Source organism: Streptomyces sp. NPDC005423, assembly GCF_040606415.1.
Classification (GTDB): Bacteria; Actinomycetota; Actinomycetes; order Streptomycetales; family Streptomycetaceae; genus Streptomyces.
In genome coordinates this window covers 804,012-814,492 of sequence record NZ_JBEXET010000001.1, presented here as the reverse complement: position 1 = coordinate 814,492, position 10,481 = coordinate 804,012, and the positions used below count along the sequence as shown (strand labels likewise).

At 73.0% G+C, this 10,481-nt stretch carries 7 protein-coding genes; 3 read left to right on the top strand and 4 right to left on the bottom strand.

The features are described from left to right. Positions 1-510 precede the first annotated feature (510 nt). Complete coding sequence (locus tag ABZT12_RS03815; protein WP_356376630.1) at positions 511-1,062, bottom strand: MarR family transcriptional regulator; 552 nt, start codon at positions 1,060-1,062, stop codon at positions 511-513. A 133-nt stretch (positions 1,063-1,195) separates the two neighbouring features. Here ABZT12_RS03815 and ABZT12_RS03810 point away from each other — a divergent pair, with 133 nt between their 5' ends. Continuing rightward, the gene (locus ABZT12_RS03810; RefSeq protein ID WP_356376627.1) at positions 1,196-2,497 is read left to right on the top strand and encodes an MFS transporter; all 1,302 of its coding nucleotides are present in this window, start codon (positions 1,196-1,198) and stop codon (positions 2,495-2,497) included. A 6-nt stretch (positions 2,498-2,503) separates the two neighbouring features. Here ABZT12_RS03810 and ABZT12_RS03805 read toward each other — a convergent pair whose 3' ends face one another. Beyond that, positions 2,504-4,147 carry a SpoIIE family protein phosphatase gene (locus ABZT12_RS03805; RefSeq protein WP_356376624.1) on the bottom strand — a complete coding sequence of 548 codons (1,644 nt, stop codon included), beginning with the start codon at positions 4,145-4,147 and terminating at the stop codon, positions 2,504-2,506. A 238-nt stretch (positions 4,148-4,385) separates the two neighbouring features. After that, complete coding sequence (locus ABZT12_RS03800; protein ID WP_356376621.1) at positions 4,386-5,747, bottom strand: NAD(P)/FAD-dependent oxidoreductase; 1,362 nt, start codon at positions 5,745-5,747, stop codon at positions 4,386-4,388. Between the two features lie 389 nt (positions 5,748-6,136). Here ABZT12_RS03800 and ABZT12_RS03795 point away from each other — a divergent pair, with 389 nt between their 5' ends. Next, the gene (locus ABZT12_RS03795) at positions 6,137-6,922 is read left to right on the top strand and encodes a helix-turn-helix domain-containing protein (RefSeq protein ID WP_356376618.1); all 786 of its coding nucleotides are present in this window, start codon (positions 6,137-6,139) and stop codon (positions 6,920-6,922) included. A 394-nt stretch (positions 6,923-7,316) separates the two neighbouring features. Beyond that, positions 7,317-9,353 (top strand): sigma-70 family RNA polymerase sigma factor, encoded by a 2,037-nt coding sequence (locus ABZT12_RS03790; protein ID WP_356376615.1) that lies wholly within the window; start codon positions 7,317-7,319, stop codon positions 9,351-9,353. 24 nt (positions 9,354-9,377) lie between these two features. Here ABZT12_RS03790 and ABZT12_RS03785 read toward each other — a convergent pair whose 3' ends face one another. Next, positions 9,378-10,442, bottom strand: coding sequence for a hypothetical protein (locus ABZT12_RS03785; RefSeq protein ID WP_356376612.1), 1,065 nt, complete (start codon positions 10,440-10,442; stop codon positions 9,378-9,380). Between the last annotated feature and the right edge of the window lie 39 nt (positions 10,443-10,481).

Below are 10,481 nucleotides of genomic sequence, written 5' to 3'. Positions count from 1 at the left end.
GTTGATTTTTGGCACGCTGTTGAGTTCTCAAGGAACGGACGCTTCCTTTGTACTCACCCTCTCGGGCTTTCCTCCGGGCTTTTCCCTTCGGTCTTGCGTTTCCGACTCTATCAGACCGTTTCCCGATCCGATTTCCTCGGCGCTTTCCAGGTTCCCGCTTCCGCGTTTCCCTTTCCGGCGGTTCCGACTCTATCAGATCCTTTCGGGCCTGACTCCCAGTCAGCGGGAGTTGCCTTCCCGGCGGTCAGCCGTTCCGACGTGCCAAACCTTAGCGGATTCCCCCGGCGGAGTTCCAATCGAGTCGTAGCGACCGGATCGAACGCAGCCGGGCCCAAATCGAATTGAATTCGGGCGTGCCGAAATCAATCCCGTTGGGAGGGATCGTGCTGGTGGTTTGGATGGCCGCTCTCGCGGCGGAGGTGCTGCCGGAGAACCGTTACGGCTCAGCGGCAACCCGAAGAACCTTACGGATCGACGTAGGGCGTGTCAACCGCCCCGTGTCAAGATCTTTTAGTCGAGGTCGCTGAGCCGGCCGCCGGCGTCCGGCTGGGCGTGCTCCACGCGGCGGAGCAGGCGGGTGAGGACCTCGCCCAGGGCGGTGCGCTCCACCGGGGTGAGGTCCTGGAGCAGCTCCTCCTCGAAGACCGTCGCCATGCGCATCGCCTCCAGCCACTTGCCGCGGCCCTCGGTGGTCAGCTCGACGATCACGCGGACGCGGTTGGACTCGTCCCGCTCCCGGGTGACCAGTCCCTCGGCGACCATGCGGTCGATCCGGTGCGTCATCGCGGCCGGCGTGAGGCCGAGGCGCTTGGCGAGGTCGCTGGGGCCGAGCCGGTAGGGGGCGCCGGCCAGGACGAGGGCCTTGAGGACCTCCCACTCGGCGTTGCTGATGTCGAGGGCGGCGGTCTGGCGGCCGTAGGCGACGTTCATCCGGCGGTTCAGCCGGGAGAGGGCCGAGACGATCTTCTCGACCTGGGGGTCGAGGTCCCGGAACTCGCGCTGGTAGGCGGCGATCTGCTCTTCGAGAGTCGGCTCGCCGAGGCCGCCGGGGGTGTCACCCATGCCGGTCAGTATGGCACGGGGCCGCTTGGCGTTGAAGTCCTTCCGGGTGTACTGTTTAGCTTCTAACTTTAGCTTCGAAGTCTTCGGTGGTAAGTACTGAGACGGAGAACTACCCGACTGACGACTACGTGAGATGAGAGAGGTGAACGTGACCAGGGCGATGGGCGCTGCGATGCGCCGGATCCACGTCGGAAACGCACTCAGCGCGTTCGGGCTCGGCTTCACCGTTCCCTACCTGTACGTCTATGTGGCGCAGGTCAGGGGTCTGGGAGCCATGACGGCGAGTCTCGTGCTCGCCGTCTTCGCCGTGGCCGCGCTGATCGTGCTGCCGCTCGCCGGGCGGGCCATCGTCCGGCGCGGCCCGCGGCCGGTCCTGCTCGCCGCCCTGGTCGCCGCCGCCCTCGGTTCGCTCGGTCTGGGGTTCGCGAGCGACGCCACGGCGGTGCTGCTGTCGGCGTCGGTGCTGGGTGCCGGGCAGGCCGTGATGCAGCCGGCGCTGGCGACGATGATCGTCGACTGCTCGACGGCCGACACCCGCTCGCGCGCCTTCGCGACCCAGTTCTTCCTGCAGAACCTCGGGCTGGGGGTGGGCGGACTCATCGGCGGGCACCTGGTCGACACGACCAGCCCCTCGTCCTTCACCCTGCTCTTCGCGATCGAGGCGGCGATGTTCCTGCTGCTCGTCGTGGTGATGTCGACGGTGGGTATGCCGCACTCGCCGCGTATCGGCGGCGCGCCGGGGCGCTCGGCCAGGGGTGCGTGGAAGCGGTTGCTCGGCAACCGCGCCATGGTGCAGCTGTGCGTGCTGGGCTTCGTGCTGTTCTTCGCCTGCTACGGCCAGTTCGAGTCGGGGCTGAGCGCCTACGGCGTCGAGGCGGCCGGGATCTCCACGTCCGCGCTCGGTACGGCGCTCGCCGCGAACACCGCGATGATCGTGGTCGCGCAGTTCGCGGTGCTGAAGTTCGTCGAGCGGCGCCGGCGCTCCCGGGTGATCGCGGCCGTGGGCCTGATCTGGGCGGTGGCGTGGGTCATCGCGGGGTACGCCGGGCTCGGCCACGGGGGCAAGGAGATGGCGACGGCCGCGTTCGTCTCGACGTACGCCCTGTTCGGGCTCGGGGAGGCGATGCTGTCGCCGACCGTCGCGCCGCTCGTCGCCGATCTGGCGCCGGAGGGCATGGCCGGGCAGTACAACTCGGCGTTCGCCCTGGTGAAGCAGCTCGCGCTGGCTGTCGGGCCGGCGGTGGGCGGGCCGATGGGGGCCTCGCTGCACGCGCCGTACATCGTGACGTTCCTGCTGTTCTCGCTGGGGATCACGGTGCTCGCGGTGCGGCTGGGGCGGCGGCTCAGCGTCGTACAGGACCAGCCGTGGCGGGAGCGGAGCCGGGTGGTGGCGCGGGGGGCCGCGCCCGCGGAGCCGGTGGGAGTGGAGGCGTAGGGGCGTTCAGGGGGACGGCTTGGGCAGGACGAACTCGCACCAGACCGCCTTGCCGCCGCCCGGGGTGCGTCTGGCGCCCCAGCTGGTGGCGATCGTCGCGATGATGGCGATGCCCCGGCCCGATTCGTCGGCGGGCTCCGCCTGGCGGCGGCGGGGCAGGTGGTCGTCGCCGTCCGTCACCTCGACGATGAGGCGGCGGTCGGTGCGGCGCAGCCGCAGGCGCATCGGCGGGGTGCCGTGCTGGAGGCTGTTGGCGACGAGCTCGCTGGCGGCCAGGACGCCCAGGTCGTGCAGTTCGGTGGGGAAGCGCCAGCTGGTCAGCACGCCGGAGGCGAAGGCGCGCGCGCGGGGGGCCGCTTCGACCCCGCCGAGCAGTTCCAGGGCGGCGTTGCGGAACAGTTCGCTCTCGTGGCCGGTGCGGGCCGGTTGCTGGAGGACCAGGACCGCCACGTCGTCGTCGTGGTCGGCGGTGACGCCGGCCGAGCGGACCAGGCGGTCGCAGACCACCTGGGGAGTGCCGGTGGCGCCGGCGAGGGCGCGTTCCAGGGAGGCGATGCCCTCGTCCAGGTCCTCGTTACGCCGCTCCACCAGGCCGTCCGTGTAGAGGACCGCCGTGGCACCGGGGCCGAGGGGGATCGAGCCGGAGGAGTGCATCCAGCCGCCGGTGCCGAGCGGCGGGCCGGTGGGTTCGTCGGTGCGCAGGACGGTGCCGCTCTCGTCGCGCACGAGGATCGGCAGATGGCCGGCCGAGGCGTAGACCAGGCGGCCCTCGTTCGGGTCGTGGACGGCGTACGCGCAGGTGGCGATCTGGTTGGCGTCGATCTCGGTCGCGAGGCCGTCGAGCAGTTGGAGCACCTCGTGCGGGGGCAGGTCGAGCCGGGCGTACGCGCGGACCGCAGTGCGGAGCTGGCCCATGATCGCCGCCGCGCGCACCCCGCGGCCCATCACGTCACCGATGACCAGGGCGGTGCGTCCGCCGCCCAGGGTGATCACGTCGTACCAGTCGCCGCCGACCGCGGCCTCCGTGCCGCCGGGCTGGTAGGTGGCGGCGATGCGCAGGTCGTCGGGCTCCTCCAGCTCCTGCGGGAGCAGGGAGCGCTGGAGGGTGACGGCGGTCTCGCGCTGGTCGCGCTCGCTGGCGCGCAGCCGTTCGGCGGCCTCGGCGTGGTCGGTGACGTCGGTGGCGAAGATCAGGACGCCGCCGTCGCCCTTGGTGACCGGCGTGCAGGTGAAGGTGTAGGAGCGGCCGCCGGACGTCCTGCGGGACTTGACGGTGCGGGACGTGCCGCTGCGCAGGACCTGGTCGAGCAGCGGGAGCAGGCCGATCTCGTCCAGCTCCGGGAGCGACACGGCGGCGGGTTCGCCGAGCGGCCGTACGCCGAAGGCGGCCGTGTAGGCGTCGTTGACGTAGCCGATGCGGTGGTCGGGGCCGTGGACGAGGGCGACGAGGGCCGGGACGCGGTCGAGGACGTCACGGACCGGGAGTTCGTCGACGGCGGGCACCCGGAGCGGGTCGTCGGTCGCCCGCTCGGCGCGGGCGGCGGGGACGGCGCCCTCGCCTCGTCGGTCCGGGGTGGCCGCGTGGTCGGTCCGCGCTGCGGCGCGGCGCTGCGTTCCGGGGAGCCGGGCGCTCCAGCGCGTGAAGTTCACGAATTTTTGCCTCGTGTAGTCGTCGTCGGCCAGCTCCGGACCCTGCCGGGCGTCCGGGGGTCGTACGGCCGGAGCCGCACGTCGGTCACAGCCCCCGGGGGATGCAGCACAGTGGGAAAGCCTCGTGGGTGGGTTGGCGGGCGGAGGGCCGCCCGAGGGGTGGAACAGTCTCGCAGTGTGCCCGACCGGGCCGACTTTCGTGAGACGCCGGGGCGGACCGTGGAGTTCCCCGGTGCGGTCAGGAGGACCCTTTCGGGTCGTGGGGAGGCTGCCCACCGGCCGCGAGTTCGAACTCCGCCCGGGGGTGTTCGAGCGAACCGAGGGAGACGATCTCCCGCTTGAAGAGCCCCGCGAGGGTCCATTCGGCGAGGACGCGGGCCTTGCGGTTGAAGGTGGGCACCCGGCTGAGGTGGTAGAGGCGGTGCATGAACCAGGCAGGGTAGCCCTTCAGCCTGCGTCCGTAGACCTGCGCGACACCTTTGTGCAGTCCCAGGGAGGCGACCGAGCCGACGGAGGTGTGCGCGTACGTCTCCAGCGGCTCGCCGCGCAGGGTGTGGACGATGTTGTCGCCGAGGAGCTTCGCCTGGCGGACCGCGTGCTGGGCGTTGGGCGGCGTGTCGGTGCCGGGTGCGGCGGTGACGTCGGGGACGGCGGCGGCGTCGCCCGCCGCCCACGCGTGCGGGGCGCCCTCGACGGCCAGCTGGGCGGTGCACCGCAGACGGCCGTGCGCGGTGAGCGGGAGGTCGGTGGCGGCGAGGACGGGGTGGGGCTTCACGCCTGCCGTCCAGACGAGGGTGCGGGTCGGCAGGCGCTGCCCGTCGCTGAGTACGGCGACCCGGTTCTCGCAGGAGTCGAGGCGGGTGTGGAGCAGCACCTGGATGTTGCGGCGGCGCAGTTCGGTGACCGTGTAGCGGCCCAGCTCCTCGCCGACCTCGGGGAGGATGCGGTCGGAGGCCTCGACGAGGATCCACCTCAGGTCGTCGGCCTCGATGTTGTGGTAGTAGCGCGCCGTGTAGCGGGCCATGTCCTCCAGTTCGCCGAGCGCCTCGACGCCGGCGTAGCCGCCTCCCACGAAGACGAAGGTCAGGGCCGCGTCGCGGAGTGCGGGGTCGCGGGTGGAGGAGGCGATGTCCATCTGCTCGATGACGTGGTTGCGCAGTTTGATGGCCTCCTCGACGGTCTTGAAGCCGATGCCGTGTTCGGCGAGGCCGGGGATCGGGAGGGTGCGCGCGATCGAGCCGGGGGCGAGGACGAGTTCGTCGTAGGACAGCCGTTCGCCGCCTGTGCCCTCCTCCTCGGTGGCGAGGGTGGCCAGCGTGGCGGTGCGTTCGGCGTGGTCGATTCCGGTGACCTCGCCGACGATCACCCGGCAGTGGTCGAGGACGCGGCGCAGCGGCACGACGACGTGCCGGGGGGAGATGGAGCCGGCCGCGGCCTCGGGCAGGAACGGCTGATAGGTCATGTACGGGTCGGGGGTGACGACGGTGATCTCCGCCTCGCCGCGCCCGAGTTCCTGTCTCAGTCTCTTCTGCAGACGCAGGGCCGTGTACATCCCGACGTAGCCGCCGCCGACAACCAGAATGCGCGCACGTTCCTTCACCGTCCCATGACGCACCCGGCGCTGTTGTTTGTCCACAGGCCCGACGAACTGTGTGACCGGAAGCCATCGCCGCACGAGGGTTCCCAGAGCCTCGGCGCGCGGGGCAGGCAGGCAGGTCAGCGGGGGTGAGCCGGGTGGCGCCGGGGGGCGCAACCGGGACGTATGGGGCCCGTACTCCGATCGGGGGGCGCTCCGTGCGGAACGTGCCCCTTCTGAATTGACGGCCTCTCAACTATGTTCGTCTGTCGACGGGGTGAAGTGGCGATGTGCTCGGCGAGTCCGCGGGTTCCTGAGGAGCGGGCTCCTCAACCGGGCTTGTCTCGCGACGCCCCGGCTGCCGATGGCGGGGAGAGTCTCCGGGGGGAGACGTCATTACCGGGGGAACAGTTATGCATATTCAGGACTCTCATTGGTCTTCCGCGGCTGCCGTGGCATCAGCCACCGCGGTCGGCGCGGCGGCGGGCAACGGACGCGGGGCCACCTCGCGGACGACGCCGCTGCGCGTGGACGCACAGCGCAACCTGGAGCACGTGCTGCGTGCGGCGCGTGAGGTCTTCGGCGAGCTGGGGTACGGCGCGCCGATGGAGGACGTGGCGCGGCGCGCCCGGGTCGGCGTGGGCACGGTGTACCGGCGCTTCCCGAGCAAGGACGTCCTGGTGCGGCGGATAGCCGAGGAGGAGACCTCCCGGCTGACCGAGCAGGCCCGGACGGCGCTCGGCCAGGAGGAGGAGCCGTGGTCGGCGCTGTCGCGGTTCCTGCGGACGTCGGTGGCCTCGGGTGCCGGGCGGCTGCTGCCGCCGCAGGTGCTGCGGGTCGGCGTCGCCGAGGACGGCACGGACGACGGTGCCAAGAGCGGGGACGGCTCGGTGTTCGACGAGGCGCGGGTGCCGCAGCAGCGGACCCAGCCGGGCACCGGTGAGCTGCGGCTGGTGCCCGAGGAGAGCGCGGTGCCCGCGGTCGGCGACACGGGGGTGGCGGCGCTGCTCGACGTCGTGGGCAGGCTCGTGGACCGGGCGCGCGCGGCGGGCGAACTGCGGACGGACGTGTCGGTCTCGGACGTCCTGCTGGTGATCGCCACGGCCGCGCCCTCCCTGCCGGACCCGGCCCACCAGGCGGCGGCTTCGGCACGGTTGCTGGACATCCTGCTGGAGGGGCTGCGGTCGCGGCCGGTGTGAGGCGGGGTGGGGTGGAGCGGGGTGGGGTTCGGCGGTGACGGCTGCGGGTGCGGGTGCGGGCGGTCGGGGCCGGGTCGGGGTCGGGGTCGAGGTGAGACGGCCGGCGTCGAGACCGCGGGCCGGTGACTCGATCAGGTGACGGCAGGGGCGGGCGTCCCGCGTCCTGTACGCGACGGTCAACTGCCGTCGCCTGACCGACGTTTCCGGTCTTGCGGCCAACTTCCTTCCTGGACGCGCTAGTTGATTTCCACTCGTTCCGGTGCGGACCGGTACCGCGGTTGCGGGGGTCCGCACGGAAACGTGGAGGGCCCTTACGACACGGTCTTGAACAAAGGCCAATATGGCACTCTGACCCGATGTTCGGGACTGGTGGGGCGGGCGGGGGCTTTCCGCGATGAGCGTTGACGGACAGGACGAGTCACTGGGTGCCGGAAACCCGGAGCCCGGTGGGCCGGCCGCACCACAGGTGCCGAACCAGGGCGGGCCGGCCGGTCCGCCACCGGGTCGCGACCCCGCCGAGAGCGTCCCCGCCCAGCGCGACCGGCGCGAGGACGGCGCGCTGCCGCCGACGGTGGCACTGCCACGAGTGCCGGAACAGCCGAAACAACCGCGACTACCACAACTGCCGCCTGGTGACGCCGACTTGATCGGGCGGATGCGGGCGGGTGACGACACGGCCTACGAGGCCATGTACCGGCGGCACGCGGACGCCGTCCGCCGCTACGCCCGTACCTGCTGCCGCGACGCCCACACCGCCGACGACCTCACCGCCGAGGTCTTCGCCCGCATGCTCCAGGCGGTGCGCGGCGGCTCCGGGCCCGAGCACGCCGTACGCGCCTATCTGCTGACCTCGGTCCGACGCGTCGCGGCGAACTGGACCAAGTCGGCGAAGCGCGAGCAACTGGTCGACGACTTCGCGGTGTTCGCCGCACAGTCGGCCCACCGGTCGGGGACCGTGGACGACGCCGCGTCGTCGGGCTCCTCCGGAACGGGGCTCAGCGCGGGGGCCGACGTGCGGGCCATGCGCGAAGCGGAGCGGTCGATGGCCATGCAGGCGTTCCGGTCGCTGCCCGAGCGCTGGCAGGCCGTGCTGTGGCACACCGAGGTCGAGAACGAGTCGCCGAGCGAGGTCGCCACGCTCTTCGGGCTCGACGCCAACGGCACCCGGGTGCTCGCCAGCCGCGCCCGCGAGGGCCTCAAGCAGGCCTACCTCCAGGCGCACGTCAGCGCCGCCCTCACCGCCGACGAGGAGTGCGCGCGCTACGCCGACCAGCTCGGCACGTACGCCCGGCGCCGGCTGCGGACGCGGGCCGAACGGGGGCTGCGCAAGCACCTGGAGGAGTGCGCCAGGTGCCGGCTCGCCGCCCTCCAGATCGAGGAGGTCGCGAGCGGCATCCCGGCCGTCGTCCCGGTCGCGGTGATCGGCTGGTTCGGGGCCGCCGGGTACGCGAAGGTGCTGACTCTCGTCGCGGGCGGGGCCGCGGCGGGTGCGGGTGCGGCGGGTGCCGGTGGTTCCTCGGGTGGGGCGGGCACCGGTGGCGCGGCGGCCTCCGAGGGACTGGGCGCGCCCTTGAAGGCCGGTATCGCAGCCGGTGTGGTGGCCGTGGCAGCCGCCGCGGTGGCCCTCGCCCTGGCCGGTCACGACACTCCCGCGAAGAGGCCGGAGGCCCGGTCGGCCCCCTCCGCCTCCCCCGTCGTCAAGCCCGAACAGCCCCTCCCCGTACCGCCGTCGCAGGCTTCGCAGCCGCCGAAGGTCCCGGCGCTGGCCACCGCCCCCGCCCCGGCTCCGACAGCCACCGCCGCGCGCGCCTCGCGGTCCGCGCACGCCCCGACCACGGCATCCGCTCCCCGCCCGGTCGCCGCCCCGAAGCCGGGCTCCACCCCCTCACCGGCTCCCACGCCGACCGGCACGCCGGCCCCGGCCCCGCACCCGGCCCCGAGTTCGACCCCGGCCCCGACCACGACACCCGCCCCGCCCCCGCCGCCCGCTCCCGCCTCCGTCTACCAGCTCAGCGAGGTCCCCTACGACGTCACCGGCGGCGGCACGGGCCCCGAGATCCGGCTCGGCGGCAGCAGCTGGGTGTGGCAGCGCCACGGCGTCTCGATCGACGGCGTGCGCTACTCCCGCGGGGTGACCGTGCACGGCCGGTCGTCCGTCACCGTCGACCTGAACCGCGCCTGCTCCGCCTACGACGCGACGGTCGGCGTGGACGATCTGACGCCGGGCACCGGCGGGCTGTACTTCTCCGTCTACGCCGACGGGGTACGGCTCTGGAAGTCCGGCGAGCTCGACGGCGGCGACCCGGCGGTGCCCGTCCACGTGAACCTCACCGGCCGCGCCTCCGTACGGCTGGTCGTGGAGCCGCACGGTGCCCTCGACGCGCTGGCGCTGGCCGACTGGGCGTCCTCGCGGTTCACCTGCGGCGGGTAGGGCGGGCGGGCGGGCGCGGGGAGGCTACGAGGGGGTGCCTGACGGGGTCCCCGGCAGCACCCGCGCCAGGGCGTCGAGCACCTGCTCGGCCTCATGACGCTCCGCGCCCAGGACGGCCCGGGCCGCGGCCTCGGTCCGCTCGGCACGCGCATGCTCCAGCGCGGGCCGCGGGCACCCACCGCGCCACTGCGCGCCCGCCGCCAACAGCCGTACGGCGAGAGGCAGTTCGCCGAGTCCGGCGGCGAGGTCCGCGGCCAGTTCCACCAGCACCGCCCTCAGCGCCTCCGAGCAGCGGTGCCGTACGGCCTCCCGGAAGGTGTCGGCCAGGACGACCAAGCCGGCCGCCGGGCCGCACTCGGCGGCCGTGACCATGGCCTCGATCCCGCCGAGCCCCGCGAGGACCTGGGGCGGCGCGGTGCCGCGCCCGGTCTCCGCGCGGGAGGCGTCGCACAGTGCGCGCGCGTGGACGATCTCGCCGTCCTCCAGGGCGATATGGGCCCGCAGCAGCAGGATGAACGCCCGTGAGTCCGCCACCCCGTACCGCTCGGCCGCCGCACCGGCCTCGTCCAGGGCCGCCACCGCGCCGTCCCGGTCGCCCGAGCGGTAGGCGATCTCGGCGAGCCGGGCCATCAGGAACGGCGTCTCCGTGAGCGCGCTCACCTCATGGGCCAGCCGCAGTGCCTCCCCGTACTCCTCCTCGGCCTCGTCGAAACGGCCGCGCGCCATGGCGGCCTCCCCGGCCGCGCTGCACACCTGGGCCCGCATCCACCGGTCGCCGACGCGGTTGCTGAGCGGCCGCAGTTCGGCGAGGTAGTCGTCCACGCCCCGCAGGCCGCCGGTCGAGTCGACGGCGATGTGCGTACGGAACATCAGGATGACGCCCAGCTCCCACTCGCCGCCGTGCACACGGCAGTTGGCGACGGAGGAGGCGTCCATGAACGACCGGAGGTCCGCCTCGCCGCTCTGGAAGTGCCGGGTGAGCGGCCGGACGAGCCCCGGCATCCGGGCCGCCTCGGGGCCGCCGTTCTCGAAGTGGGCGGCCAGCCGGGCGCTGTACTCCCGCAGCCGTTCGTCCGCGAGCCAGGACATCGGCTCGGTGTCGGAGCGGTGGAAGAGCTGGCCGCAGCG

What these genes read in the sequence shown, in the direction of transcription:
- ABZT12_RS03815 (WP_356376630.1), bottom strand. Translation starts at nt 1,062, where the DNA reads ATGGGTGACACCCCCGGCGGCCTCGGCGAGCCGACTCTCGAAGAGCAG.
- ABZT12_RS03810 (WP_356376627.1), top strand. Translation starts at nt 1,196, where the DNA reads ATGAGAGAGGTGAACGTGACCAGGGCGATGGGCGCTGCGATGCGCCGG.
- ABZT12_RS03795 (WP_356376618.1), top strand. Translation starts at nt 6,137, where the DNA reads ATGCATATTCAGGACTCTCATTGGTCTTCCGCGGCTGCCGTGGCATCA.
- ABZT12_RS03790 (WP_356376615.1), top strand. Translation starts at nt 7,317, where the DNA reads ATGAGCGTTGACGGACAGGACGAGTCACTGGGTGCCGGAAACCCGGAG.
- ABZT12_RS03785 (WP_356376612.1), bottom strand. Translation starts at nt 10,442, where the DNA reads ATGTCCTGGCTCGCGGACGAACGGCTGCGGGAGTACAGCGCCCGGCTG.